Consider the following 24978-nt stretch of genomic DNA (forward strand, 5'->3'; position numbering starts at 1 on the left):
TTGAAAACGCGTCAGAAAAGTAGATAATTCATTCATGCTTGGCAGAGCTGCGCCACGATGGCAGCGATGTAAAGCTACAATTTGAAAAAACTTTAAACCCCGCCTGCCGGGGTTTTTTGTTATCCGGCGATACGACAGGGGTATTCGCGAAGGTGCATTGCACCAGTACCCCTGTCATATCGCCGTGTTTACTTCAGGGCGCAGGATGATAGATTACCTTCAGTCATTGCCGGTTCGTATACATGATCATTTTGCTGCGATGACGGCGCTGATCTTCTTTGCAACTATTTTCAAGATCGTTTTTCCATTTATCGCGTACCTGATAAACCGTGTCTTTGAGTATCGAAGTTACAAGCGCTTTAGCAAAAAAGAAGAGATAAGCGACGAACGAGCGAGAGAAATTGCTAAAGAGATCTGGAGACCGAAATCCAAGCCACCAAAATGGTTTTTGAAACTTAAAAACAAGCTATTCCGCAAAAATAATCCCCTCTTATAGAGCCGCATTTAACTGCGGCTTTTTTATTTCCTTCACACAGCACCCGCACACAGCGAGGTGAGAGACGATGAAAATGAATGATTCAGGGAACATCTTCACGCAGTTCTTCGCGTGGGTAGCAGCTCTGGCGTCTGCCATTGGATTTACCACTCAGGATCTGGTGTTCATGTTCTTTGGCGCAGCCGGTTTGCTTATCTCGCTTGCCTCCTACGTTAACGGGCGGGTGGATGCAAACCGCAGGCGCAGAGAAGACGAGAAGCGAACGAAAATGGTCAATGACTACCTGAAAGGGGTCGGTGATAAACCTCTTCATGAACGTCCGGCTGCGGCAAGCGTAGTTGTCGAGGCATTACAAAAGGAAGGTGAGTAATGGGGAGCCGGGCAAAGTTGAGCGCAGCCGTTCTGGGGTTAGTGCTTGCTGGCGCATCCGCACCGACCATCCTCGATCAGTTCTTGGATGAGAAAGAAGGGAACAGGCTCACTGCATACAAAGATGGCGGCGGGATCTGGACGATTTGCCGCGGTGCCACGATGGTTGATGGTAAACAGGTGGTGCAGGGAATGAAGCTGACACAGGCGAAATGCGACCAGGTAAACGCCATCGAACGGGATAAAGCGCTTGCGTGGGTTGATCGCAATATTAAGGTGCGGCTGACCGAACCGCAGAAAGCAGGTATTGCTTCGTTCTGCCCCTACAATATCGGCCCCGGTAAATGTTTCCCCTCGACATTCTACAAGCGCATCAACGACGGTGACCGAAAAGGGGCTTGTCAGGCTATCCGTTGGTGGATTAAGGATGGTGGCCGCGATTGCCGCCTGACTAAAGGCCAGAAGAATGGCTGTTATGGGCAGGTTGAGCGGCGTGATCAGGAAAGTGCGCTGGTGTGCTGGGGGCTGGACCAATGAAAATTAATCTGGATCTTATCGGCGTTGTCGTTATAGCTGGCATGTCAGTCGCTCTCGTTAAGAGCTGCTCAGACGCTAGTATCCTTCAGAGCGATAACGACGTTCTGCGAAGTGACAATTCTCTGCAGGGGCAGGTTATCGCTACCCAGGCATTCAACTTCAATCGATTCAATCAGGTTGCAGAACATGCCAATAGGCTCAACTCCCTAATTGACACCAGCACCGAAGAAACCGTAATCGAATACCGAGAGATTCTCCGCCGTGAAAAGACCTGTGATCTGCCTGTTCCTGCTGATATCGCTGGTGGGCTGCTCGAATACGCGCACCGTTTACGTGCCAGCGCCATGCACACCGATACCAGCAGACCTGACGCAGCCGATGATCGTTCCGCTGCCGCCGGCTCAATAACATACTGCCAGGCCGTGCTCTGGATTAAGCCGCTGCTGGCAGTGATTGAGAAGGGCAACAATAACTTCGCAGGCATTAGGCAGATAGAGCTGGAAAGGAAAAACTAGGGATGGCTCGTCCTTGAGCACACGGGTATTCCTGAACGACGGCTTTACCTGACATAGCAAAGCACCTTTAAATTCTAGAAAAGACTCAATATTTAACAAGCGAAGCGCATCAATCCGAAAAAAAAGCCCCCACAAGGGGGGCTACCGGAGTCTCAGTTTCACATGCTCTTATTATCGATGTTTCCCTGGAGTCGGCATTCTCCGCATCAGAGTCTTGGATATCCTGGCATGGATCCAGAGATCAACAAGCGTAAGCGTAAAGAATTAAGATTTTACTTAGGTAGGTAGATTGCTGTTAGGTAACAAGTTATCTATCTGTTCACGTTATCAATGTTCAGGAGCGCCAGACGAAGAAAGACATCCTGGCGCATAACAAAGCTTGGCAGATGAACTGCATGTTTAAAAAGGCGCAATAATAAGCGCCTGAAGAATATTACTTGGTGGTACTGAAAAGCTTCATGTACTGATTGATAGGCTTGCCAGAGTGGGAATCCTTCCCTGAGTCAGGCGTAACAGATAAAACTTTCGAAGCTAGTTTGTTAGATGCCTGATTATCAACTCCGACGATAGCCTCTACATAGAATTCACTAAACGAGTTTCTAAATCCATAGCGCATTTCTTCGATGCTTGAGGTGAAGAGCGTTGTGCCGACGCCCTGCATTTTAAATCTATCAGCTACAGCATAACCGACGCCAAAACATGGCTTACCTTCTACTGGGTCGACCGGAACATATACGGCAACACCTTTAACAGTCTCTCCTTGAACAAAGGCGTAAGTAATCCTGGGGGTACCATTAGCATCGTCTAAAAGCACTTTCATATCGGTGTGAACTACACATGGAGAAAGTCTGATTAGACCATTTGACAGTGCATGCTGAAAACTTATCAATGAGTCTGTTGGGTCAACAATTTCAGGCATTTTAGTTTCTCTTTAATATGTTATGAGCGGTATCAAAATACTACGTTCCTATTTTTTATTCTTTGATATCAATGGTTCATGCGCTGAAATTTTGAAGTGGATTAAATTTTACAAAAAAATCCTTTGGAGCGCATCGTACGCGCAAATCTAAGAAACTCCTTCGGCTGTGAACTTGGGCAAAGCTTTTGTTAACGGTGGTGATGCCGAGAAAACTGTTACATTTTAGAGAGGAAGCACATGTAGGCCGCAACAGATAGTGTTCAGAACGTACGAACAAGCTGCAAAAAAATGCGCAACCCAAGAGGTAAAATCCTTGCAAATCCCTTATGCAACTCGGTTGCAAGGCGATCAAACTATCTTGCAATTTTTGCTGATTCAGATTAATCCTAAGGTTATGATTCTGCTATAAGAGGGATTAGAATGAATCAAGTGATAGTACGTACCAAAGATGAACTTGAACGCGCACAGAAAAGTAAAGCTGAAACCATTCGAATAGAAGGCGAGCTTGCTAACAAGGTTCGCAAAGGAAAAACAGTGGCAAAGGCAAGTGGGGTTACACTTGCTGCGATTGCTGCTGTATTAGCCGCAACACCTTTTACCGGTGGTTTGTCTACCATGGGACTACTCCCGGTAGCTGCATATACAGGATTTGAGATTGCTACGATTATTGCTGCTGCATCCATTGGCATAGCACTCCTTGTTCCTGTCTTTAAAGATTATGAGGAAATCGAGGCAGGTGACGGCCGATTAGTTCTCAGACGGCGTAGCAAGAATTGATGTGCTGACTAACGTTATTTTCGGCGTCATTTTTAAGTGCATATGTTACTGATATGTAAGGTTAATCATCAAAGATGATATTCATGCTCAACTTATAAAAGGAGGTTATATGGGTTTCAAAATCACAAGCATCGATCAAACTAATTCAAATTACACTAATGAAGGGGGAGTATTTAAATTCGTTTTAGATGGGTATCCTGATGAGAAATGGCGTAACAAGTTTTCTGATGCTGTAAATTCTTACAGGGGAAGAAACTTCAGCAAGGCCCCTGTAAACCCTGTTGATACCAATTTTGTTGAAGCTTATGCACAAATTCATGGCGATAAGAACTTGGAATTTGTATCAAAGGAGCTCATTGAACTTATTGAAATTGCTAACAATCATTATGATCAAGAAGTTCATGAACTTGCTGAGAAGCAAAGAAAGGAAAGAGATGATAGAACATCGTTAGATACGGAAGTTTCTAATCAAATATCTAAAATTAAATTTAGTTAAAGCTAAATTTAAGTTAACAATTAAAAGCCACTATTAGTTCAGGTGGCTTTTTTTGTCTTCATCCTCAGTAGAGTCAGATCAAAGACAATATCAACCCTACCGGTTTATCAAATTAAAATTACTTTTAATGATAATCGATATCAGGAACTCGTAGCTTTGAGAAGTGCTTTGTTTTGGAGGGTCCTCCAAGCGGGGGACCCGACCACGGGGCGGCTGGCTCGCGGGAAACGGCTAGTTTTTCGGATCTAGGGTCATCATCATCATGTGCGCAGGTCTTTGATTTAATTAGAGGCCATTTTCGCAAGATGTCGAATCGTTCAAAAAGTGTTCACCATCATGGACCAGGAAATTGCCACTTTAAAACTCAATATCAACCAGCTGGCAGGGATAACCGGCGTACACCGTCAGACGGTTGCCGCGAGACTGAAAAATGTTGAACCTGCTCCAGGCAGCAACAGCAAGTTAAAGCTCTATCTGGTGACCGACATTCTGACCGAACTGATGATCCCTACCGTTTCGGCCAACATCGATGATATGCCCCCCTCTGACAGGCTGTCCCACTGGAAAGCAGAGAATGAGAGGCTGAAGTTCGAACAGGATACGGGGCAGTTAATACCCGCAGATGAAGTGGCGCGAGAATTCTCATTGATGGCGAAAGCCGTCGTCATGGTACTTGAAACCCTCCCGGATGTGCTCGAGCGCGACTGTGCTTTAACGCCTGCTGCGGTAGTTCGTGTGCAAAGCGTTATTGATGATCTGCGCGACCAGATGGCGGAGAGGGTGCAGGACGCTGAAAAAGACGAGGAAGAGCCTGAGGAGGACTGATGGCAAAGCGGGCATCCGCCAGGGACATCCGCCGCGATGTCTCCGGTATTTTACGAGCCCCGCGTCGTATGCCGGTGGCCGATGCGGTCAGTACTTATATGCGCGTGCCAATGGGGGCGGGAAACTCAGTTCCATGGGATCCGGATCTGGCACCCTATGTGATTGAGCCGATGAACTGCCTTGCATCGCGTGAATACGATGCGGTGGTGTTTGTGGGCCCGGCGCGAACGGGTAAAACCATCGGGCTCATTGACGGCTGGATTGTTTATAACATTGTCTGCGATCCGGCAGATATGCTTGTGATTCAGGTATCTGAGGAAAAAGCTCGCGAGCATTCCAAAAAACGCCTGGACCGTACTTTTCGCTGTAGCCCTGAAGTTAAAACCCGGCTAAGCCCAAGACGTAACGATAACAACGTCTACGACCGTACATTCCGCGCCGGTAACTATCTGAAGCTTGGCTGGCCATCCGTCAATATCATGTCGTCCTCGGACTATAAGAGTGTGGCGCTGACGGATTATGACCGCTTTCCGGAAGATATCGACGGGGAGGGGGATGCTTTTTCACTGGCATCGAAGCGTACCACGACATTCATGTCCTCCGGGATGACGCTGGTTGAAAGCTCGCCCGGGAGGGATATCAGAGACACAAAATGGCGGCGTTCCACGCCCCATGAAGCCCCTCCGACCACCGGAATTTTATCGCTCTATAACCGTGGTGACCGCCGTCGTCTTTACTGGCCATGCCCCCATTGCGGCGAATATTTCCAGCCGGAAATGGACAATATGACCGGGTACCGCGACAGCAGCGATCCTGTGCTTGCCAGCGAAGCGGCTTTTCTACAGTGCCCGGCCTGTAAAGGCAGGATCACACCGGACATGAAGCGTGCGCTTAACATGAAATGTGTCTGGCTCCGGGACGGGCAAACCATCGACAGGAAAGGCCTGGTTAGCGGTGATGGCCGTCGTTCCCGTATTGCCTCCTTCTGGATGGAAGGTCCGGCAGCTGCTTACCAGACCTGGGCGCAGCTTATTTATAAGTTCCTGACCGCCGAGCAGGAATATGAATCCACGCGCAGCGAAGAAACCCTGAAGACGGTGATCAACACCGATTTCGGCAGGCCCTATTTGCCGCGGGCCAGCATGGAGCAGCGTAAAAGTGAATTGCTCGAGCAGCGTGCCGAAGAAGTCCCAAAACGTTCGGTACCCGATGGCGTGCAGTTCCTCACTGCGACCGTGGACGTGCAGGCCGGGCGCAACCGGCGCTTTGTTGTGCAGATTACGGGTTATGGAAGTATGGGTGAGCGCTGGATAGTTGACCGTTACAACATCCGGCATTCGCTGCGCTGCGACGGCAACGGGGAAAGCATTCAGGTGGATCCGGCGAGCTATCCGGAGGACTGGGATCTTTTACTCACCGACGTCTTTGATAAAACGTGGCCACTCGCAGCTGACCCGTCAAAGGGCATGCGGCTGATGTCGATGGCCGTGGACTCAGGGGGTGAAGATGGCGTGACGGATAATGCCTACAAATTCTGGCGCAGATGTCGCCGTGAGGGGCTGGGTAAGCGTATCTATCTCTTCAAGGGGGACAGCGTCAGGCGCAGCAAACTTATCCAGCGAACGTTTCCCGACAACACGGGCAGATCAACGCGCCGCGCACAGGCGACGGGTGATGTGCCTCTTTATCTTCTCCAGACCGATGCCCTTAAAGACCGGGTGAATAATGCGCTGTGGCGAGATTCACCCGGCCCTGGCTATGTGCATTTCCCCGCCTGGCTGGGCAGCTGGTTCTATGACGAACTGACGTATGAGGAACGCTCGAATGAAGGGAAATGGAGTAAGCCCGGCCGGGGCGCAAACGAAGCATTTGACCTGCTCGTTTATGCCGACGCGCTCGCCATCCTTAGTGGTTACGAAAAAATCAAATGGCCGTCAGCTCCTGAGTGGGCACGGCGGGAAACGTGGATCGAGGACACGCAGACGGAAACTGGCGAAATGCCATCCCCGCCGCCTGCGCCGAAATCTAAATCAAAACCAAAACGTGAGAAGCCCGTAACCGAGCAGGCTAATCCGTGGTCTTCGCCAGGAGGTTGGGTGTGAACCCAGCAGATATTCAAAACATGATCGACCGCTACGCTGCAGCCGAGTTGTCTGTTCTGGAGGGGAAATCAATCACTTTCAACGGGCAGCAGATGACGCTCGAAAACCTGTCGGAAATCAGAAAAGGCCGTCAGGAATGGGAGCGACGACTGGCTACGCTCAATAACAAACACCGCGGGCGACCCGGCTACAGGCTGGCGAGGTTTGGATGAGTTTTTTAGATGATGCGATAGGCCTGTTTTCACCAGGCTGGAAAGCCTCACGCCTGCGTGCCCGCGCAGTTATTAAGGCGTATGAGGCGGTAAAGCAAACGCGTACCCACAAAGCCCAGAAGGAAAATCGTTCAGCCGATCAGCTCAGCCAGATGGGGGCGGTTTCACTGAGGCAGCAGGCGCGCTGGCTGGACAACAACCACGATCTGGTGATTGGCGTTTTCGACAAGCTGGAAGAAAGGGTGGTGGGTGCGAAGGGCATCATAGTTGAACCGCATCCGATGCTGACTAACGGGAAGATAGCTAAAAAGCTGGCCACTGATATCCGCAGAAAGTGGGGCGAATGGTCCGTAAGACCCGATGTTACAACCCAGTTTACCCGCCCCATGCTGGAGCGGCTGATGCTGCGAACGTGGCTCCGGGACGGTGAGGTATTTGCTCAGCTGGTTCGCGGTACCGGAAATGGTCTTCAGCCGGTTGCTGGCGTGCCGTTCTGGCTGGAAGCGCTGGAGCCGGACTTCGTGCCGATGAACAGCGATGCCGCCACCCAGCTCAATCAGGGCGTTTTTGTCGATAACTGGGGGCGCCCGAAAAAATATCAGGTCTATAAAAGCCTGCCAGTATCCGGGCGTCAGTTCGATACCAAAGAGATAGATGCAGAAAACATGCTTCATCTCAAATTTACACGACGCCTGCACCAGACCCGCGGAACGTCTCTATTGTCAGGTGTTCTGATGCGTCTGAGCGCGCTGAAAGAGTACGAGGACTCGGAGCTTACCGCTGCCAGAATTGCTGCCGCACTCGGCATGTATATCAAAAAAGGCGACGGACAGAGCTTCGAGTCTGATTCCAGCAGCGATGACCGCGAGCTGATGATTCAGCCCGGTATGCTCTATGACGAGCTGCAGGCCGGGGAAGAAATCGGGATGATTAAATCCGATCGCCCGAACCCTAACCTCGAGTCGTTTCGTAACGGACAGCTGCGTGCCGTGTCCGCCGGCAGTCGCCTCAGCTTTTCCAGCACATCCAGAAACTACAACGGAACGTACAGTGCCCAGCGGCAGGAGCTTGTCGAGTCAACCGACGGATATCTGATTCTTCAGGACTGGTTCATCGGTTCAGTGACCCGGCCCATGTACCGGGCCTGGCTGAAGATGGCTATTGCTGCCGGAGAAATCAAGCTGCCGAGAGGCATCGATATGGACTCGCTTTATAACGCGGTTTATTCGGGGCCCGTTATGCCGTGGATTGATCCCGTTAAAGAAGCGAATGCCTGGAAAACGCAGATCCGCGGCGGTGCTGCTACTGAATCCGACTGGATACGTGCCAGCGGTCGCAACCCGGATGATGTTAAGTCACGCCGTAAAGCGGAGGTTGACGAGAACCGTGAACAGGGCCTGGTGTTTGACACCGACCCCGCCAATGATAAAGGAGGCACCAGTGCCGAAGCCAAAGAACCGGGCGCGCCACCGTCCGAAAGCCAGCGCAAAAAGTAATTCGTGGTTCCGCATGCAGGCCAGCAATAACAGCGAGGCCGACATTTTTATCTATGACGAAATCGGGTACTGGGGCGTAACGGCGAAACAGTTCGTCAATGATCTCCGGGCACTTGGGGACGTCACCCACATCAACCTTTATATCAACTCGCCCGGTGGTGATGTCTTCGACGGTATTGCTATTTATAACGCGCTGAAGCACCACGGCGCGGCGATTACCGTGCATATCGACGGTCTCGCGGCCTCCATGGCCTCGGTGATTGCGATGGTAGGCAATCCGGTCATCATGCCTGAAAACACGATGATGATGATCCATAAGCCCTGGGGGTTTGCTGGTGGTGACGCGAGCGATATGCGCGACTATGCGGATCTTCTCGACAAGGTTGAATCCGTTCTTATCCCGGCTTATGCGCAGAAAACCGGAAAATCCACCGAAGAAATTGCGGCAATGCTGGAGGACGAAACCTGGATGAACGGCAGCGAGTGCCTTGAACTGGGTTTTGCCGACCAGGTGACACCATCCCTTCAGGCTATGGCCTGTATTCATTCAAAACGTATTGAGGAATTTGAAAAAATGCCAAAAAGCATTCGCAACATGATCACCCCGCCGCGCAACACTACCCAGCGTGACCCGGTTATTACCCAGCCTCAGGCACCGCAGGCAAAAACAGACCCGGCACCGGATGAAAATGTGATCCGCGCGCAGGTGTTGGCTGAGCAGAAAGCCCGTGTTAACGCTATCGGCGATCTCTTTGCCATGTTCGGCAATAAGCACATGGAACTGCAGAATCAGTGTGTGGCCGACCCTGATTGTTCCGTCGATAAGGCGAAAGATTTGCTGCTGGCAGAACTCGGTAAAACGGCCACGCCGTCCAATAAAACCACCCAGCCGCATATTCATGCGGGCAATGGTAACTTCGTCGCGGATGGTATTCGCCAGGCACTGATGGCGCGTGCCGGGTTCGAAGGTCAGGAGCGGGATAACGTTTATAACGGTATGACGCTGCGCGAGTATGCGCGTATGGCCCTGACTGAAAAAGGTATCGGCGTGGCCAGCTACAACCCGATGCAGATGGTTGCCCTGGCGCTGACCCACAGCACCTCGGACTTTGGCAACATTCTGCTTGATGTTGCGAACCAAGCGCTGATTCAGGGCTGGGACGAGGCGCAGGAAACCTTCGAACAGTGGACCAAAAAAGGCCAGCTGTCGGACTTCAAAACGGCGCATCGTGTCGGCATGGGTGGTTTCCCTTCTCTGCGACAGGTTCGCGAAGGGGCTGAGTACAAGTACATCACTACCAGTGACAAAGGCGAAACCATCGCGCTTGCCACGTATGGTGAAATCTTCTCAGTAACCCGCCAGGCGATCATCAACGACGATCTGAACCAGCTTACCGACGTACCGATGAAGATGGGGCGCGCGGCGAAAGCAACGATTGGCGATCTGGTTTACGCCATTCTGACCAAAAACCCGAAACTCTCAGACGGAAAGGCGCTGTTCCATGCCGATCACAAGAACCTGAGCTCGGGCGCAATTTCTGTGGCCAGCCTGGACGAATCGCGCAAGCTGATGCGTCTGCAGAAGGAGGGGGAGCGAACCCTGAATATCCGTCCGGCCTACATGCTGGTGCCCGTCGCCCTGGAAACTCTGGCAAATCAGACCATCAAGTCGGCCAGTGTTAAAGGTGCAGACATCAATGCCGGGATCGTTAACCCTATCCAGAACTTTGCAGAAGTCATTGCCGAACCACGCCTGGATGAAGCTGATGCGAAAGCCTGGTATCTGGCTGCCGCGAAGGGCACCGACACCATCGAGGTCGCTTATCTCAACGGCGTCGACACGCCATACATCGATCAGCAGGAAGGCTTCACCACTGATGGTATCGCCACGAAAGTGCGTATTGATGCTGGTGTGGCGCCGCTGGACTATCGCGGCATGACCAAATCCTCTGGTCAGTAAAAAACAGTCCTGACAAACAGACGCCCGTAAGGGCTTTTTTTATACCTGAAACCAGCCCCGCAAGGGGCTGAATGGAGAAGTTATGGCTAAGAACTATGCGCAGGACGGGAAAACGATCCCTCTGGTAAACGGCGGTGCAACCGATGTTCACAGCGGCGACCCGGTTGTTGTTGGAAAACTTATCGCGGTGGCAATTACCGATATCCCGGCTGGCGATACCGGGGACGGTTTTACTGAGGGTGTTTTCCTTCTGCCAAAAGTATCCGCAGATGCGGTTACTGCCGGGGCGCAGGTGTATCTGAAGGACGGCAAAATCACGATCGAAGAAACGGACGCCGTTGCCGCGGGCATCGCCTGGGAAGATGCAGGGGCAAACACCACCGTTGTTGAAGTTAAGATCAATGCCTAACCCCTTTGACCGGATGGCGGCGCGCATGGACGCGGCCACCATAAAAAAGATGGGAAAGACAGCGATCATCAATGGCAGCAGCTATGACGTTGTTCCAGCCGATCAACTCGAGGAAATGGGACCATTGTCGGGAACAGGTACTTCGCTGGTGGTTTTCTCTGAGCTTTACCAGCCACGCCGAAACGACAGCGTCGATTACGACGGTAAGAACCTGACCGTTACCCGCTATGACATGTTCAACGGAAAACCCCGCATCCATCTCGAATGAGGAGGCTCTATGTCTGTGAAAGGACTGGAAAGGGCTATTCAGAACCTGAACAGCCTCAGCCGGTTAATCGTTCCTGAGGCAACCGCAAAAGCACTAAACCGGGTGGCCAGCAGAACGATAAGCCAGGGGAGCAAAGCTGTAGCGAAAGAAGCAACAGTTGATGATAACCGGAAAAAGGGGCTTCCGGTTCGTCTGGTCCGCCAGCGTTCCCGTCTGCGCAAGGCCCGTCACGATCGCCCGGTCGCGTCGATAAAAATCAACCGCGGTAATCTTCCTGCGATAAAGCTCGGCACGGCGCGCGTCCGGCTCTCGCGTAAAAAAGGGGCCAGAAACGGAGCGGGCAGCGTCCTTAAAATCGGGCCCTATACCTTTCGTAACGCTTTTATCCAACAGCTCTCGAACGGGCGCTGGCAGGTCATGCGGCGCGTAGGCCAGGCCCGTTATCCGATTGATGTGGTCAAAGTTCCTCTTGAGACACCGCTCACCGTGGCCTTCACCGCTATTTCAAAGCGCATTATTGAAAGCGATATGCCCAAAGAACTTTCCGCAGCCCTGAAAAACCAACTGAGGATCCACCTGAAGCGATGAACAGACACAGCGCAATTCGTGCAGCCATTCTGGCAAAACTGAAAGCCGAGATCACCGACACGGTCACCTGGTTTGACGGGCGCCCTGTTTTTCTTGAAGAGCAGGATCTCCCTGCCGTGGCTGTATACCTTTCTGACGCGGAGTACACCGGCGATTCGCTTGACGAAGATTCGTGGCAGGCGGTTGTTCACATCGAGGTATTTCTTAAAGCCTCCAGCCCCGACAGCGCGCTTGATTCCTGGATGGAAGAGAAAGTGTATCCGGCAATGGCCTTCATCCCGGGTCTGACCGAACTGGTCGAGACGTTCACCCCGCAGGGTTATGACTATCAGCGGGATGATGAAATGGCCACCTGGGGTTCAGTCGATTTCACGTACTTAATCACCTATTCAATTTAAGAGGTACTTATGCCTACTCCAAACCCGCTGGCCCCCGTGAAAGGTGCCGGTACCACCCTCTGGCTTTACACCGGAACGGGCAACGCTTTCGCTAACCCACTCTCGGATATCGACTGGAACCGCCTGGCGAAAATTAAAGAGCTGACGCCGGGCGAAATGACCGCCGAATCGTATGACGACACTTACCTCGACGACGAGGATGCCGACTGGAACGCGACGGCCCAGGGGGCAAAATCTGCTGGCGATACCTCGTTCACCCTCGCCTGGAAGCCGGGCGAAGAAGGGCAAAAAGACCTTGTCGCATGGTTTATTGATGGCTCAGTACGTTATTACAAAATCAAATACCCGAACGGTACCGTCGACGTTTTCCGCGGCTGGTGCAGCAGCCTGGGTAAAGCCATTCCGGCAAAAGAGGTCATTACCCGTACAGCGAAAATCACCAATACCGGCAAGCCGGAACTTGCAGAAGAAAGCGGGACCCCGAATATCCCCGTGACCGGCGTTACGCTCGATAAAGCCACGGCAAGCGTGGCCGTCGGCGCAACCACAACGCTCAATGTGACGGTTAACCCTGCCAGTGCCTCAGATACCTCGTTCCGCGTGGCAACCTCCGACGGGGCAAAAGCAACGGTCACCGTTAGCGGCAACGCGATCACCGTCACCGGCGTGGCGGCAGGCACCGCTGACGTTATTGTTATGACCAGCGACGGTAATTTCGTTGCGGTCTGCAAAGTCACCGTAACTGCAGCGTAAGGAAGGACGCATGTTTCTGAAAAAAGAGAAGTTCACCTGGCAAACAGAATCCCTGACCATCTTCGAGCTGTCGGCGCTGCAGCGTATTGAGTACATCACGTTTATGGCCGCAGAGGAAAAGGCCGTCAGCGCTGACAGCGACGGCATCAGCGATCAGGAAATGACGGCCAGGCTGATAGGCTCAAATATTCGCTGCGGTGCGCGTTTGATCGCGATGTCTTTGTGGCATAACGATCCGGCTGGCACGGATGTGGAAACGCTTTATCAGCAGGTGCTTAGCGGCTGGCCGCCAGAGGCGATCGGTAAAGCAGAAATGGAAATAAAGCTGCTCTCCGGCATGCTCGTTCCGGTTGAGGATGACAACGCTGCCGATCCGGATGCCTCAGCGGAGGCCGAAAGCGCTGAACCCGTTACGGCGGAAAAGCCCTTGCCAGCGAGCTGAAGTTTGTCCTGAATCTGGCGCGCGAGTTCGGGCGACCCGACTGGCGCGCCATGCTGGCTGGAATGACTTCCAGTGAGCTGGGCGACTGGCACCAGTTCTACCGGGAGCATTATTTTCAGGACGCGCAGCTCGATGCGCATTTCTCAGAGCTGCTTTATTCCATCTCCACTCTTTTCTTCCGCGACCCGGAACTTACCCCCGCACATTTCAGCCTGCTTTCTCCTTCCGGTATCGTCATCAGCGATGACGAGCCGGATGATGATGCGCTGATGGCCGCAGCTGAGGGGATAACAGGAGGTATCCGATATGGCCCAGCAGATTAGCGATCTGGTCATCAACCTTGACGTCGACAGCGCCACGTTTAGTGAGCAGGTTGCCCGCATAAAGGGCCAGCTAACCGGGATGGCTGAGGACTCTGAAAAAGTCCAGACGCGAATGCAGCGCGCTTCCGAGCGGCAGGCGGCTGCGTTTAAAACCGTGGGCGACGCTGGCGCGGCGGCTGCCGCAGATATGAAATCCCGCCAGTCGGCCGCAACGGAAGGGCTGACCAAAGACTGGCAGAACGTTTCAAAGTCCGTTGATGAAACTCACCGCCGCGTGACCGAGCTTAATCAGCGCATGCGTGAGAATGACGGGCAGGCCGCAGCGCTTGCCCGTCGGCAGGATGAACTGGCGGCATCATTTTTCCGCCAGATTGACGGCGTTCGCCAGCTCAATGGTGAGACACAGTCGCTTGCGAACGTGCAGGCGCGCTTTCGCGCAGCGAGGGCACAGGGCAACATAACCCCGCAGGATTATCTCGCCCTTATTTCCCGCACCACGGCCCGGCAAAAAGAACTGCAGATCGTGGAGGAAAAATCGGCCGCAGCGCGCACGCGATTCCTCAGCCAGCTGAAGCAACAGGTTGCAGAGCAAAAGCTCTCCGGTACCGAGCTGCTGCGCATGAAGGCGGCGCAGGTCGGTGCCAGCGATGCGGCTGAGGTCTATATCCGCAAACTTGAAGCTGCCAAAGTGGCCACGCACGGTCTGGGGCTTCAAAGTGCTGCTGCCCGGCAGGAGCTGGGGGTACTTATCGGCGAGGTCATGCGCGGTAACTTCGGTGCACTGCGCGGCTCCGGGATCACGCTGGCGAACCGGGCAGGATGGATAGACCAGCTGCTGTCGCTGCGCGGCCTGGGGATCGCCGGCTTGGTTGGTGGGATTGCCGCGGCGGCATTCGGGCTGGGTAAGGCCTGGTATGACGGCAGCAAAGAGTCTGAGGAATTTAACAGGCAGCTGATCCTGACCGGGAACTACGCGGGGAAAACGTCAGGGCAGCTTCAGGCGCTGGCTCGCTCGCTGGCCGGTAATGGCATCACTCAGCATGCCGCTGCAGGCGTGCTGGCACAGGTCGTTGGAAGCGGCGCGTTCAGCGGGAATGACGTCAGCATGGTCAGCAATGTTGCCCCCAGGCTGCAGCAGGCTACCGGGCAGGCCGTTGACGAAACCATAAATCAGTTTAAACGCCTGAAGGATGATCCGGTTAACGCGGTCGCTACGCTCAACGATTCCCTTCACTTTCTGACGGCCACCCAGTATGAACAGATAGCTTCTGCTCAGGCGCTTGGGGATTCGCAGAAAGCTGCCGAGCTGGCCATGCGGGCATATTCCGACGCGGTCATTCAGCGCGCCGGGGCGGTCGAGGATAATCTTGGCTCCCTCGAAAAAGCCTGGAACTGGGTGAAGAATGCCGCCTCAGGCGCATGGGATGCGATGCTTGGCATAGGGCGTAATCCTGACTCCGCGATGAAGCGCCAGGACTCTTTTGCTGAATGGCAGGCAGCAGAGAAAGAGTACCGCGCGCTGTCCAGCAATCTTAAGGTCGACCCGGATTATGCCGGTAACAACGTTCTGCAGAAAGCGGATGCGGAAAGGCTCAGAAACGCGCGCCAGCAGGTGGAGCTGAAAAAGCAGGCTTACGAACTTGCCGATCAGCAATACGCCCAGGAAGGGCTGGCAGCCGCGCGGGAAAAAATGCGGACGGACCAGCAGGCTCAGGCAATCCGCAGCCAGCAGCAGTTTAACCAGCTGGTGGAGTCCGGCGCGACGGCGGCAGAAAAGCGGGCTTCAGCAGAGAAAAAGCTCAGTCAGCTTATTGAGAAAAACCGCCAGGATGCGAAAGACGGTGTCGCCACGCTGTGGACTGAAAAGGATATTGCCGCTGCCCGCGCCGGGATTGGAAAGCAGTGGAAGGATCCAAAAACGCCGAAAGGCAAAAGCTACTCAACGCCCGCCGGGGATAAAGCCGAGGAAAAGGCGCAGGCCGAACTTCTCACCCTTCAGGCCCAGCTTAAAACGCTTGAGCAGCATACCAGCGTGAACGACGTCATCAGCAAACAGCATCAGGATCTCTGGCAGACTGAAAATCAGTTCACCGTTCTGCAGGAGGCCGCGGGGCGTCGTCAGCTTACGGCGCAGGAAAAATCCCTGCTGGCGCACAAGGAAGAAACGCTCGAGTACAAGCGGCAGCTTGCCGACCTGGGCGATAAGGTTGCCAGCCAGCAAAAGCTCAACCAGCTGGCCGATCAGGCCGTGAAGTTTGAGCAGCAGCAAAAAGCCGCCAGGGCGGGCCTGCAGGCTCAGTCTGAGGGGTTATCCACCCGGGAAGCCGGGCGACAAACTACGCTGCAGCGTCTCAGCGAAAGCTATTCGTACAACCCTCAGGCGCAGCAAAAGGTTCTGGAAGAGCAAAGGGAGACGTTTGAGGCTGAAGATGCCCTGCGCGCAAACTGGCTGGCCGGTGCGAAACAGGGCTGGGCCGAATATCAGGATTCAGCGACAAACGTTTTCAGCTCTGTTCAGCAGATTTCGCAGGCTACGTTCAGCGGGCTGGCGGGCCAGCTTACCAGCCTGACGACAACCGGTAAGGCGAGCTTCAGGGACTTCACCAGCTCGATCCTTAAAATGATAGTGTCCGTTATCAACCAGCTGCTGGTGGCTTACACCATCCAGAGCGCAATGGGCTGGGTTAGCGGCGGGGCGAAAACCTCCTCTGCAGGTCAGTCATTCGCGGTCCCGTCATACCGGCCACAGGGTTTTGACGTGGGCGGTTTTACCGGGCACGGCGGCAAGTACGAGCCAGCCGGTATCGTTCACCGCGGGGAATTCGTCTTCACCAAAGAATCAACCAGCCGCATCGGCGTGGCTAATCTCTATCGCCTGATGCGCGGGTATGCCTCGGGTGGTCTGGTCGGCGGCGGGAGCGCAGCCGGTGCTGGTATGGGCGGGATCAGTGTTTATGCCCCAGTCAGCATCAGCCAGCAGGGGAGTGACGGAAGCATAAATCAGGCGAACGCCACGGGGACGGCGAAACAGCTGCAGGCGATTGTTCAGCAGACAATCACCGAACGACTGAAAAAAGAAATGTCCGCGGGCGGCGTGCTTTATTCGAGGAGGACACAGTGACGGACACGTTTACCTGGCGCACGCGAAAAACAGCGCAGGGCACTGAAACAGCCCGAACGCTGCAGGCCCAGTTCGGGGATGGCTACAAACAGATAGCGGGGATGGGGATCAACGACAAACAGGAAACGTGGAACCTGGACTGGACGGGCACCAGACAGGAGGCGGCTGCGCTGCGCGCTTTTCTGATGTCTCACGTTACTAAATCGTTCTGGTGGACCACGCCATGGGGTGAAAAAAAGCTGTTCAGAATGAAGGCCGATTCGTTCAGCGTTTCTTTCCCTACCGGGAAAAAAGCCACTGTGGCCTTCACTTTTGAACAGGCGTTCGCGCCCTGATTTTCTCGACAAAAACTGAAAGCTGCCTCCGGGCGGCTTTTTTTATGGGGGGAGTATGAGTTTTACGGCAGACATCCAACAGCTTGAGCCCGGCAGCGTTATTCAGCTGATTGAGATCGACGGCACTGAATTCGGTATGGATCAGGTGCTGCGTTTTCATGCACACAATATTCAGGAAGAGGGGTGGGCAGCCTTCGCCGCAGAAAATCTGCCCGCCATTATCTGGCAGGGAAACCAGTACGATCCCCATCCCTACGAACTGAAGGGGATGGAGTTGTCGAGTACAGGTTCCCAGCCAACGCCTACGCTGTCCGTCGGGAACGTCGGAAACTATGTCACCGCGCTGTGTCTTGAATATGACGATATGGTCAGGGCTAAGGTCAAAATCCATACCACGCTTTCGAAGTATCTCGATGCCGCCAACTGGAAAAACGGTAATCCGGGTGCCAGCCCGGCCGATGAGCGCGTACAGCTCTTTTACGTCAATGCTAAAACCGCAGAGACGCGGGTACAGGTTGATTTCGAGCTGTGTTCTCCTTTCGATATTCAGAGCCTGCAGCTGCCGACACGGCAGATTACGCCCGTCTGCACCTGGTGTATGCGGGGCTGGTACCGAAGCGGGACCGGATGCGATTACAACGGCACGAAATACTTTATCAAAGACGGTACGCCGACCGATCACCCGTCGAAAGACGTTTGTGGTGGCCGCCGGCAGGATTGTCAGGATCGTCACGGCCCGGACGCGCCGCTGCCTTTCGGTGGTTTTCCGGCCGCTAATCTGCAGGGGAAATAAAGATGCGTGAAAAATTGCTGGATGCTATCCGTCAGCACGTCGCTGCTGAATACCCCAAAGAAGCTTGCGGTCTGATTGTTCAGTCAGGCCAGCAGCAAATCTTTATTCCCTGCCGCAACATTGCAGATAAGCCTGAGGAGACATTCACGCTCTCCCCGGAAGATCAGCTCGCTGCCCGCGCGCGCGGTGAGATCATCATGATCATTCATTCCCATCCGGATGTGGTCCGGCTGGTGCCCTCGGAGCTGGACCGGATCCAGTGCGACTGGTCGGGGATTGAGTGGGGGATCATGTCCTGGCCGGACGGGGATTTTTGTACGATTTCCCCGCGTGAAGACCGGGATTATGCCGGGCGGCAGTGGGTACTGGGTTACGCCGACTGCTGGTCGCTTATCCGTGAATTTTATCTGCGCGAATACGGCATTGTTCTCGGGAACTATTCAGTACCTTACGAATGGTGGGAGAGCGGCAAGGAACGGCTCTACGACGACAACTGGGAGCGTGAGGGATTTGTTGAGATTGCCGCCGGTGCAATGCAGCCCGGGGACGTCATCATGATGAGCGTGCAGGCATCGGTGACTAATCACGCCGCGGTATATGTGGGTGACAACATCATTCTCCATCATCTTTTCGGGCACCTTTCTTCGCGAACGCCTTATGGAAAATATTATCGCGACAGAACGGTCCGGGTGGTCAGGCATAAGGACAGAATGCATGGTTAAGACGCTTATTCTCGAAGGGAAAATGGCTAAAAAATTCGGTAAACGCGTTCAGTTTGATGTTGCCGATCTGCGCGAAATGCTCAGGGCCATGTGTTCACAGGTTCCCGGATTCAAAAAATATATGTCGGAAGCTCATATGAAGGGGATCCGTTTCGCCTTTTTTAACGGTGACAACAATATCGGGCTGGAAGAGTTTGATATGACCCGCGGTGGAAGCGTGTAACCGGATCGTGCCCGTTTATGAGGGGGCCAAAAGTTCGGGCGTCCTGCAGATAGTTGTCGGTGCCGTTGCGCTGGTCGCTGCATTCTTTACCGCCGGTGCGAGTATGGCAGCCTGGGGGGCTGCGATGAGTGCAACAGCCATCAGCGTCACGTCAATTTTGACCGGCGTCGGGGTGTCAATGATGCTGGGGGGCGTTGTCCAGATGCTCACGCCCCAGCCATCCTTCGGTGCGGGTAAATCCTCCAGCACGGACAACACGCCTAACTACGCCTTCGGGGCGCCGGTCAATACCGTCGCTATGGGGCATCCTGTCCCCCTGGCCTACGGTCTGACTGAGGCAGGGGGAGCGATAGTCAGCGCCGGTATGTACTCGAGCGATCAGCAGTAGGCCAGCGGCCACTAACTTAAAGGTGCTTCGGCACCTTTTTTTATGGGTGAAAAAATGCAGCTTCTTAAACAAGAAACCATCCTGCAGGGTGCCAAAGGGGGAGGTGGCAATTCACATACTCCGGTTGAGCAGCCTGACGATCTGCTGTCGGTCGCAAAATTAAAAATGCTCATTGCCGTTTCTGAGGGGGAAATACAGGGCGACCTGACCGCTCAGAACATTTTTCTCAACGATACGCCGCTGGCAAACGACAGCGGGGAATACAACTTCAGCGGCGTGAAATGGGAGTTCCGCAAGGGCACACAGGACCAGACCTATATTGCCGGGATGCCTCAGGTCGACAACGAGCTGGCCGTGGGCACAACTGTCACCACCACCGCGCCCTGGACGCGCCAGTTTACCAACCTTTCCCTGGATGCCATCCGCATCAAGCTCAGCCTTCCGGTCCAGTATCTCTATAAAGATAACGGCGATATGGTGGGCACGGTCACCGAGTATGCGATCGATTTATCAACGGACGGCGGCGCCTGGAAAACGGTGGTAAACGGCAAGTTTGACGGAAAGACCACGACGGAATATCAGCGTGACCACCGTATCGATCTGCCAAAATCCACGTCCGGCTGGTCTGTCAGGGTCAGGCGTATTACGGCTGATGCCAGCGGATCAAATTCGAAACTGGTTAACGCCTTCAAGGTGTTTTCGTATGCGGAAGTCATCGACAGCAAGCTTCGTTATCCTTTAACAGCGCTCCTGTATGTCGAAGTGGACAGTAGCCAGTTCAACGGCAGCGCGCCGAAAGTGACCTGTAAGATAAAAGGCAAGCTGATTAAGGTTCCGGATAATTATGATCCGATAACCCGTAACTATTCTGGCTCATGGTCCGGCGGGTTCAAAATGGCCTGGTCCAATAACCCCGCCTGGATATTTTACGATCTGGTTCTGGATGAAATTTACGGCATGGGCACGCGCGTGGATGCGTCTATGGTGGATAAGTGGGCGCTGTATTCAATCGCCCGGTACTGTGACGAAATGGTTTCCGACGGGGCCGGTGGCACCGAACCGCGTTTCACCTGCAACGTTTTCATTCAGAGCCAGGAGGACGCCTGGCAGGTACTTAACGATCTCGCCGCGGTATTTCGTGGAATAACGTTCTGGGGCAACGATCAGATTTATGTCCAGGCAGACGTCCCTCAGGACGATGTTGACTGGGTTTATAACGTCTCAAACGTTATCGATGGGCTGTTTACTTATGCGGGCGGCTCATACAAAAATCGCTACAGCTCCTGCCTGGTGTCCTGGTCCGATCCGCAGAACCATTACAGCGATACCGTTGAGGGGGTCTATGATTCGGCGCTTGTAGAACGTTACGACATCCGGCAGACGTCCCTGACCGCAATCGGCTGCACCTCGCAAAGTGAAGCGCACCGACGCGGTCGCTGGGTATTGCTCTCCAATGCCAAAGACGGGACCGTATCGTTTGGCGTGGGGCTGGACGGTTATATCCCTTTGCCCGCTGAAATTATCGGTGTCGCCGATCCTTTCCGTTCCGGTAAGGAGAACGGGGGCCGCATAAGCGCGGTCAACGGCCGCCAGATTACCCTCGATCGAGAAGTAGACTACGCGGCGAAAGACCGGCTGGTGGTTAACCTTCCCGACGGAAAAGCCCAGACGCGGACAATCAGCGCGGTGAGCGCCGATAAAAAAACGGTGACGGTGGCTACGGCATTCAGTCAGGTTCCTGTGGCGGGCGCTGTCTGGGCGATAGACAGTGATAACCTCGCAATACAGTACTTCAGGGTCACCTCAATCGCGGCTAACGACGACAGCACAGGCGGTTTCACTATTACGGCCGTTCAGCACGATCCAAACAAATATCGTTACATCGATGACGGCGTTCGGGTCGAGTCTCCCCCGATCACCGTCACGCCGATAAGCGTCCTGTCTGCTCCGAAGAATATCGTGGTGACTGAGAGCGATCATGTGTCTCAGGGGCTGACTGTAGCAAGCCTGGACGTGTCATGGGATAAGGTAGAGGACGCAATTCGGTATGTTGCCCAGTGGCGTAAGGACAACGGGGACTGGATAAACGTTCCGGTTACCAGCGCGCAGGGTTTCTCGGTTCAGGGCATTTATTCGGGCAGCTATGACGTGCGCGTACGGGCGCTGAATGCGCAGGATACGTCGTCACCATGGGGATACGGTGAAACAACTTATCTCTCCGGTAAAACGGGAAAACCGGGTACTCCGCTCAACTTCCTGGCGACCAAAGATGTGGTCTGGCATATCGACCTGACCTGGAAATTTCCGGATGGCTCAGGCGACACGGCCTATACAGAGATTCAGCGCGCCACAACTGCCGACTACGCCAATCCTGAACTGCTGGTCCTGGTGCCGTACCCGGCTGCAGATTATCAGCATGGCCCCATGCCTGCCGGCGTTCGCCAGTGGTACCGCGCGCGCCTGATTGACCGTATCGGTAACGCCGGGGACTGGACCGACTGGATCATGGGCACGTCCTCGATAGATGTCAGCGAAATAACCAATGACATTCTGGAGGATATGAAAGAGTCGGAAACGTTCAAAGACCTGATCGAGAACGCGGTGGACAGCAACGAAAAAATTGCTGGCATGGTTAATGACATCAAACAGGCCAACGACGAACTGGAGCTGCAGGCGAAGGATATCGCCCAAAACGCCCAGAACGTCGGGAAGGTTCAGACCAGCGTTAATGAACTTTCCAGCACGGTCGGGGATGTTTCGTCTTCACTCAGTCAGCTTGAGCAAACGGTAGCAACAGATGCCGCCGCCCTGGGCCAGCGAATCGACAGCATCAGCGTGTCTGTGGACGGCATGACGGGCGGGGTGAAGAACTCAGCCATTGCCATTATCCAGAACGGGCTGGCGCAGGTGGCCACACGCAAAAGGTTATCCGCAACGGTCGCCGGTAACAGCGCTCAGCTGGACCTTATTGACGAGGTTATCGTTAACGAGAAGGAAGCAACGGCGCGCTCGCTGCTGAGCCTGCAGACGGAAGTGAACGGCAACAAAGCATCCATCAACAGCCTGAATCAGACGTTCTCGGATTACCAGCAGGCTATGGGGTGAACGGGCATACCTCAGCCATCACCACTAACGCTCAGGCGATAGCCAACGTTAATGGCGACCTCAGCGCGATGTACAACATCAAGGTTGGCGTCTCCAGCAACGGGCAGTATTACGCCGCGGGGATGGGTATCGGCGTGGAGAATACGCCTTCCGGCATGCAGTCGCAGGTTATCTTCCTGGCAGACCGCTTCGCCGTCACCACGGCTGCCGGAAACAGCGTGGCTCTTCCGTTCGTGATCCAGAACGGGCAGACATTCATCCGGGCCAGCTTCATTCAGGACGGCACCATTGAGAACGCCAAAATCGGCAACTATATCCAGTCGAATAACTATGTGGCTGGCTCAGTCGGGTGGAGGCTGGATAAGACCGGTACGTTTGAGAACTACGGTTCGACAGCTGGCGAGGGGGCCATGAAACAGACCAACCAGACAATCAGTGTACGGGACTCCAACAATGTGTTGAGGGTGCAGATTGGGAGAATCACTGGTACATGGTGACGGGAGGCCTCTTGCGGGCCTCTTTTTTTCAGGAGATATGATGGCGGAATACGGTGTTCAAACATGGGACGCATCAGGCAAGGTTAACAACTATGGAATTAAGCCAGTCAGCGTTTGCGGCTATCTGCAACTGGCCGTTAACCAGAAAACAGGCTCTTATTCCGTTGCCCTTCCTCCGGGTTGCAAACTGACCTACTTTCAGGTCATGAACGATGATAAGTGGGGAACTGGAAGAAGGAAGATCACCATCTCCGGCGGTACTGCAACAGTTTCCTCAGTGGGGGATACCGATTACTCAGCAGGGACTGAACCCGCTGTTGCAGCTTTTCTCATTTTCCAGATCGAGAGGGCATGAATGGCGCAGTACGGCGGTTTACTGACGACGACGAGCGGTGAGGTATGGGTTACCGCGAACAGCTCGCCAATTGCATTACAGGCGCGAAAGACAGCGGCACTGCAGGGAACATCGGGTTTCAATACAAAGGTGACGCACACCTTTCCCTCAGGTCAGCCCGTTGTGGCCTTCGTTCATTGCACGGTTGAGGTGGAAATCACTCAGACGGTAAGCGGAAACACCATCACGATTGATTTTCTCAGACCTAATGCAACCGGCACAGCGTACGTTTATTTTTTCACAATTTTCCCTCAGACAAAGCCAGATTACGGGATGGCCGTGTGGGATGCATCGGGGACTCTGATTTTAACCCACGAGACGCGCACGCTCGGTGATGTCGTTACCATAGGCACTGCCGGAGTGGATGCCAGCTCAGGCTACAACATCAACACAACCCGGGCGGGGAAGTGGGCCTGCATGCCTGTCATGCTCGGCCTGATTACCGGGGTTATATCAGCCGGTGGCCAGCCGCAGCCCTACGCTGCAATTTACAAGAGCATGGCAAAACTCGAGGGAAGCAATACGCGGATATTTGCCAGACCTCAGACAACCCCCTCCGGAGGGCTGCAAAACGTCGCGTACTCAAACATGAGAAACGTCATCATGGCCATTAATTGCGCCAACTATGATTGATCGTTTTCAACGATCAATTTCTAATAATTGATCTACCAAATCAATTATATCCCATTGATTCATATTGTTATTGTGTAACCTTGTGAATGCCCTGGGATATAACCACTATGAAAAACATGATTCTTTGCCTGGCGGTGGCGGTTTTGCTCTCCGGTTGCGCTGGCGTTATTGAGAAACAGCAACCTGTGTGTTCTGGTACAGCCCTCATCGGCGGACAGGAAAACAGTGTCCAGATTTACGGAGTGCGTAAACAAAACAATCAGACCCAGTACCGCGCCGGTTATCCCTTTAACTGGACCTGGGTTAGTGCCAACACGTTCATCAGCACCACCTGCCAATAACTCATTCTGTTTCAAAATAAACCTCGCTCCGGCGGGGTTTTTTATTGCCTGGAGAAAATATGCTTTATAACACCGGCACAATCACCATTAACGGAAATACCGCAACCGGCATCGGCACGAACTGGACGGCACCCGCCAGCCAGGTTCGAGCTGGCCAGACGATTATTGTGATGTCTAACCCGGTGCAGCTGTTCCAGATTTCATCCGTGAACAGCGCCACGTCAATGACGGTTACGCCAGCTGCTTCCCCGGCGCTGAGCGGCCAGAAGTATGGAATTCTTGTGTCGGACATTATCTCGGTTGATGGGCTGGCACAGGGCATGTCGCAGCTCATCAAAGAGTACGACGAGAACATTGGCGCGTGGGAGACGTTCGCCACCACCTCAGCAAATCAGAGCATCACAGTTACTATCAATGGCACCCCTGTAACGATCCCTGGCATCGGTAAACTGGCGCAGAAAGGGAGCAATGGTGCGCTTGCAATCGCTGACGGCGGTACCGGGGCAACAAAGGCAGAAGACGCTCGCACAAACCTCGGTTT

At 53.8% G+C, this 24978-nt stretch carries 29 protein-coding genes and 1 pseudogene; 29 read left to right on the forward strand and 1 reads right to left on the reverse strand.

The window, feature by feature from the left end; translation table 11 throughout:
• The first annotated feature begins 563 nt into the window (after positions 1-563).
• Genes ENTMO_RS24010 through ENTMO_RS0109665 form a run of 3 tightly spaced genes read left to right on the forward strand, consistent with a single transcriptional unit; the run spans position 564 to position 1917 of the window.
• The gene (locus ENTMO_RS24010) at positions 564-866 is read left to right on the forward strand and encodes a hypothetical protein (protein WP_010429859.1); all 303 of its coding nucleotides are present in this window, start codon (positions 564-566) and stop codon (positions 864-866) included.
• The gene (locus ENTMO_RS0109660; RefSeq protein WP_010429862.1) at positions 866-1402 is read left to right on the forward strand and encodes a lysozyme; all 537 of its coding nucleotides are present in this window, start codon (positions 866-868) and stop codon (positions 1400-1402) included. Before ENTMO_RS24010 ends, ENTMO_RS0109660 begins: the two co-directional genes overlap by 1 nt.
• A complete protein-coding gene (locus ENTMO_RS0109665; RefSeq protein WP_010429866.1) occupies positions 1399-1917 on the forward strand; it encodes a hypothetical protein in 519 nt (172 codons plus the stop codon). Before ENTMO_RS0109660 ends, ENTMO_RS0109665 begins: the two co-directional genes overlap by 4 nt.
• A gap of 433 nt (positions 1918-2350) precedes the next feature.
• On the opposite strand, the gene ENTMO_RS0109670 is transcribed toward ENTMO_RS0109665, so the two are convergent.
• Complete coding sequence (locus tag ENTMO_RS0109670; protein WP_010429870.1) at positions 2351-2836, reverse strand: GNAT family N-acetyltransferase; 486 nt, start codon at positions 2834-2836, stop codon at positions 2351-2353.
• Positions 2837-3256: 420 nt separating this feature from the next.
• Here ENTMO_RS0109670 and ENTMO_RS0109675 point away from each other — a divergent pair, with 420 nt between their 5' ends.
• The 26 genes and pseudogenes from ENTMO_RS0109675 to ENTMO_RS0109795 all read left to right on the forward strand — a co-directional run.
• Entirely contained in the window at positions 3257-3613 is a 357-nt protein-coding gene (locus ENTMO_RS0109675; RefSeq protein WP_010429874.1) for a hypothetical protein, read from the forward strand.
• A gap of 109 nt (positions 3614-3722) precedes the next feature.
• On the forward strand, positions 3723-4109 hold the full coding sequence (locus tag ENTMO_RS0109680) for a hypothetical protein (protein WP_010429878.1): 387 nt from the start codon (positions 3723-3725) through the stop codon (positions 4107-4109).
• A gap of 336 nt (positions 4110-4445) precedes the next feature.
• Positions 4446-4934, forward strand: coding sequence for a DUF1441 family protein (locus tag ENTMO_RS0109690; RefSeq protein WP_010429881.1), 489 nt, complete (start codon positions 4446-4448; stop codon positions 4932-4934).
• The gene (locus tag ENTMO_RS0109695; RefSeq protein WP_010429883.1) at positions 4934-7036 is read left to right on the forward strand and encodes a phage terminase large subunit family protein; all 2103 of its coding nucleotides are present in this window, start codon (positions 4934-4936) and stop codon (positions 7034-7036) included. The genes ENTMO_RS0109690 and ENTMO_RS0109695 overlap by 1 nt, the downstream gene beginning before the upstream one ends.
• Entirely contained in the window at positions 7033-7248 is a 216-nt protein-coding gene (locus ENTMO_RS0109700) for a hypothetical protein (protein WP_010429885.1), read from the forward strand. The genes ENTMO_RS0109695 and ENTMO_RS0109700 overlap by 4 nt, the downstream gene beginning before the upstream one ends.
• Positions 7245-8744: a phage portal protein gene (locus ENTMO_RS0109705; RefSeq protein ID WP_010429887.1), complete on the forward strand. Its 1500-nt coding sequence runs from the start codon at positions 7245-7247 to the stop codon at positions 8742-8744. The genes ENTMO_RS0109700 and ENTMO_RS0109705 overlap by 4 nt, the downstream gene beginning before the upstream one ends.
• Entirely contained in the window at positions 8671-10704 is a 2034-nt protein-coding gene (locus ENTMO_RS0109710; protein ID WP_193354203.1) for a ClpP-like prohead protease/major capsid protein fusion protein, read from the forward strand. Before ENTMO_RS0109705 ends, ENTMO_RS0109710 begins: the two co-directional genes overlap by 74 nt.
• A gap of 82 nt (positions 10705-10786) precedes the next feature.
• Entirely contained in the window at positions 10787-11113 is a 327-nt protein-coding gene (locus ENTMO_RS0109715) for a DUF2190 family protein (RefSeq protein WP_010429891.1), read from the forward strand.
• Positions 11114-11138: 25 nt separating this feature from the next.
• Positions 11139-11381 carry a DNA breaking-rejoining protein gene (locus tag ENTMO_RS0109720; protein ID WP_029485040.1) on the forward strand — a complete coding sequence of 81 codons (243 nt, stop codon included), beginning with the start codon at positions 11139-11141 and terminating at the stop codon, positions 11379-11381.
• A 9-nt stretch (positions 11382-11390) separates the two neighbouring features.
• Positions 11391-11969 (forward strand): phage tail protein, encoded by a 579-nt coding sequence (locus ENTMO_RS0109725; protein WP_010429894.1) that lies wholly within the window; start codon positions 11391-11393, stop codon positions 11967-11969.
• Positions 11966-12367: a phage minor tail U family protein gene (locus tag ENTMO_RS0109730; protein WP_001704117.1), complete on the forward strand. Its 402-nt coding sequence runs from the start codon at positions 11966-11968 to the stop codon at positions 12365-12367. Before ENTMO_RS0109725 ends, ENTMO_RS0109730 begins: the two co-directional genes overlap by 4 nt.
• Before the next feature lie 9 nt (positions 12368-12376).
• Positions 12377-13120: a phage tail protein gene (locus ENTMO_RS0109735; RefSeq protein WP_001704116.1), complete on the forward strand. Its 744-nt coding sequence runs from the start codon at positions 12377-12379 to the stop codon at positions 13118-13120.
• 10 nt (positions 13121-13130) lie between these two features.
• Entirely contained in the window at positions 13131-13562 is a 432-nt protein-coding gene (gene gpG / locus ENTMO_RS0109740) for a phage tail assembly chaperone G (protein ID WP_010429898.1), read from the forward strand.
• A gap of 50 nt (positions 13563-13612) precedes the next feature.
• Positions 13613-13885, forward strand: a complete 273-nt coding sequence (locus tag ENTMO_RS0109745) for a phage tail assembly protein T (RefSeq protein WP_010429901.1) — start codon at positions 13613-13615, stop codon at positions 13883-13885.
• A complete protein-coding gene (locus ENTMO_RS0109750; protein ID WP_010429903.1) occupies positions 13869-17006 on the forward strand; it encodes a phage tail tape measure protein in 3138 nt (1045 codons plus the stop codon). The genes ENTMO_RS0109745 and ENTMO_RS0109750 overlap by 17 nt, the downstream gene beginning before the upstream one ends.
• Entirely contained in the window at positions 17003-17341 is a 339-nt protein-coding gene (locus tag ENTMO_RS0109755; RefSeq protein ID WP_001704112.1) for a phage tail protein, read from the forward strand. Before ENTMO_RS0109750 ends, ENTMO_RS0109755 begins: the two co-directional genes overlap by 4 nt.
• 55 nt (positions 17342-17396) lie before the next feature.
• A complete protein-coding gene (locus ENTMO_RS0109760) occupies positions 17397-18134 on the forward strand; it encodes a phage minor tail protein L (protein WP_010429910.1) in 738 nt (245 codons plus the stop codon).
• Between the two features lie 2 nt (positions 18135-18136).
• On the forward strand, positions 18137-18856 hold the full coding sequence (locus tag ENTMO_RS0109765) for a C40 family peptidase (RefSeq protein ID WP_010429912.1): 720 nt from the start codon (positions 18137-18139) through the stop codon (positions 18854-18856).
• The gene (locus ENTMO_RS26515) at positions 18849-19079 is read left to right on the forward strand and encodes a tail assembly protein (RefSeq protein WP_237702314.1); all 231 of its coding nucleotides are present in this window, start codon (positions 18849-18851) and stop codon (positions 19077-19079) included. Before ENTMO_RS0109765 ends, ENTMO_RS26515 begins: the two co-directional genes overlap by 8 nt.
• A 7-nt stretch (positions 19080-19086) precedes the next feature.
• Complete coding sequence (locus tag ENTMO_RS26520) at positions 19087-19467, forward strand: tail assembly protein (RefSeq protein WP_237702315.1); 381 nt, start codon at positions 19087-19089, stop codon at positions 19465-19467.
• 54 nt (positions 19468-19521) lie between these two features.
• Positions 19522-22572 (forward strand): TipJ family phage tail tip protein, encoded by a 3051-nt coding sequence (locus ENTMO_RS24020; protein WP_237702316.1) that lies wholly within the window; start codon positions 19522-19524, stop codon positions 22570-22572.
• On the forward strand, positions 22569-23069 hold the full coding sequence (locus ENTMO_RS26525) for a DUF1983 domain-containing protein (protein ID WP_010429917.1): 501 nt from the start codon (positions 22569-22571) through the stop codon (positions 23067-23069). The genes ENTMO_RS24020 and ENTMO_RS26525 overlap by 4 nt, the downstream gene beginning before the upstream one ends.
• A gap of 40 nt (positions 23070-23109) precedes the next feature.
• On the forward strand, positions 23110-23424 hold the full coding sequence (locus ENTMO_RS0109780; RefSeq protein ID WP_010429919.1) for a hypothetical protein: 315 nt from the start codon (positions 23110-23112) through the stop codon (positions 23422-23424).
• A complete protein-coding gene (locus ENTMO_RS0109785; RefSeq protein WP_010429921.1) occupies positions 23425-24096 on the forward strand; it encodes a hypothetical protein in 672 nt (223 codons plus the stop codon).
• Positions 24097-24203: 107 nt separating this feature from the next.
• Positions 24204-24437 carry a phage exclusion lipoprotein Cor gene (cor, locus tag ENTMO_RS0109790; RefSeq protein ID WP_010429924.1) on the forward strand — a complete coding sequence of 78 codons (234 nt, stop codon included), beginning with the start codon at positions 24204-24206 and terminating at the stop codon, positions 24435-24437.
• Positions 24438-24496: 59 nt separating this feature from the next.
• Positions 24497-24978, forward strand: a pseudogene (locus ENTMO_RS0109795) (hypothetical protein); the annotation flags it as partial.

This window comes from Enterobacter mori LMG 25706, from assembly GCF_000211415.1.
GTDB classification, from domain to species: domain Bacteria; phylum Pseudomonadota; class Gammaproteobacteria; order Enterobacterales; family Enterobacteriaceae; genus Enterobacter; species Enterobacter mori.

Coding starts and splice junctions, on each gene's coding strand:
- ENTMO_RS24010 (WP_010429859.1), top strand. CDS start 564: ATGAAAATGAATGATTCAGGGAACATCTTCACGCAGTTCTTCGCGTGG.
- ENTMO_RS0109660 (WP_010429862.1), top strand. CDS start 866: ATGGGGAGCCGGGCAAAGTTGAGCGCAGCCGTTCTGGGGTTAGTGCTT.
- ENTMO_RS0109665 (WP_010429866.1), top strand. CDS start 1,399: ATGAAAATTAATCTGGATCTTATCGGCGTTGTCGTTATAGCTGGCATG.
- ENTMO_RS0109670 (WP_010429870.1), bottom strand. CDS start 2,836: ATGCCTGAAATTGTTGACCCAACAGACTCATTGATAAGTTTTCAGCAT.
- ENTMO_RS0109675 (WP_010429874.1), top strand. CDS start 3,257: ATGAATCAAGTGATAGTACGTACCAAAGATGAACTTGAACGCGCACAG.
- ENTMO_RS0109680 (WP_010429878.1), top strand. CDS start 3,723: ATGGGTTTCAAAATCACAAGCATCGATCAAACTAATTCAAATTACACT.
- ENTMO_RS0109690 (WP_010429881.1), top strand. CDS start 4,446: ATGGACCAGGAAATTGCCACTTTAAAACTCAATATCAACCAGCTGGCA.
- ENTMO_RS0109695 (WP_010429883.1), top strand. CDS start 4,934: ATGGCAAAGCGGGCATCCGCCAGGGACATCCGCCGCGATGTCTCCGGT.
- ENTMO_RS0109705 (WP_010429887.1), top strand. CDS start 7,245: ATGAGTTTTTTAGATGATGCGATAGGCCTGTTTTCACCAGGCTGGAAA.
- ENTMO_RS0109710 (WP_193354203.1), top strand. CDS start 8,671: ATGATAAAGGAGGCACCAGTGCCGAAGCCAAAGAACCGGGCGCGCCAC.
- ENTMO_RS0109715 (WP_010429891.1), top strand. CDS start 10,787: ATGGCTAAGAACTATGCGCAGGACGGGAAAACGATCCCTCTGGTAAAC.
- ENTMO_RS0109720 (WP_029485040.1), top strand. CDS start 11,139: ATGGACGCGGCCACCATAAAAAAGATGGGAAAGACAGCGATCATCAAT.
- ENTMO_RS0109725 (WP_010429894.1), top strand. CDS start 11,391: ATGTCTGTGAAAGGACTGGAAAGGGCTATTCAGAACCTGAACAGCCTC.
- ENTMO_RS0109730 (WP_001704117.1), top strand. CDS start 11,966: ATGAACAGACACAGCGCAATTCGTGCAGCCATTCTGGCAAAACTGAAA.
- ENTMO_RS0109735 (WP_001704116.1), top strand. CDS start 12,377: ATGCCTACTCCAAACCCGCTGGCCCCCGTGAAAGGTGCCGGTACCACC.
- gpG (WP_010429898.1), top strand. CDS start 13,131: ATGTTTCTGAAAAAAGAGAAGTTCACCTGGCAAACAGAATCCCTGACC.
- ENTMO_RS0109745 (WP_010429901.1), top strand. CDS start 13,613: ATGCTGGCTGGAATGACTTCCAGTGAGCTGGGCGACTGGCACCAGTTC.
- ENTMO_RS0109750 (WP_010429903.1), top strand. CDS start 13,869: ATGGCCCAGCAGATTAGCGATCTGGTCATCAACCTTGACGTCGACAGC.
- ENTMO_RS0109760 (WP_010429910.1), top strand. CDS start 17,397: ATGAGTTTTACGGCAGACATCCAACAGCTTGAGCCCGGCAGCGTTATT.
- ENTMO_RS0109765 (WP_010429912.1), top strand. CDS start 18,137: ATGCGTGAAAAATTGCTGGATGCTATCCGTCAGCACGTCGCTGCTGAA.
- ENTMO_RS26515 (WP_237702314.1), top strand. CDS start 18,849: ATGGTTAAGACGCTTATTCTCGAAGGGAAAATGGCTAAAAAATTCGGT.
- ENTMO_RS24020 (WP_237702316.1), top strand. CDS start 19,522: ATGCAGCTTCTTAAACAAGAAACCATCCTGCAGGGTGCCAAAGGGGGA.
- ENTMO_RS0109780 (WP_010429919.1), top strand. CDS start 23,110: ATGGCGGAATACGGTGTTCAAACATGGGACGCATCAGGCAAGGTTAAC.
- ENTMO_RS0109785 (WP_010429921.1), top strand. CDS start 23,425: ATGGCGCAGTACGGCGGTTTACTGACGACGACGAGCGGTGAGGTATGG.
- cor (WP_010429924.1), top strand. CDS start 24,204: ATGAAAAACATGATTCTTTGCCTGGCGGTGGCGGTTTTGCTCTCCGGT.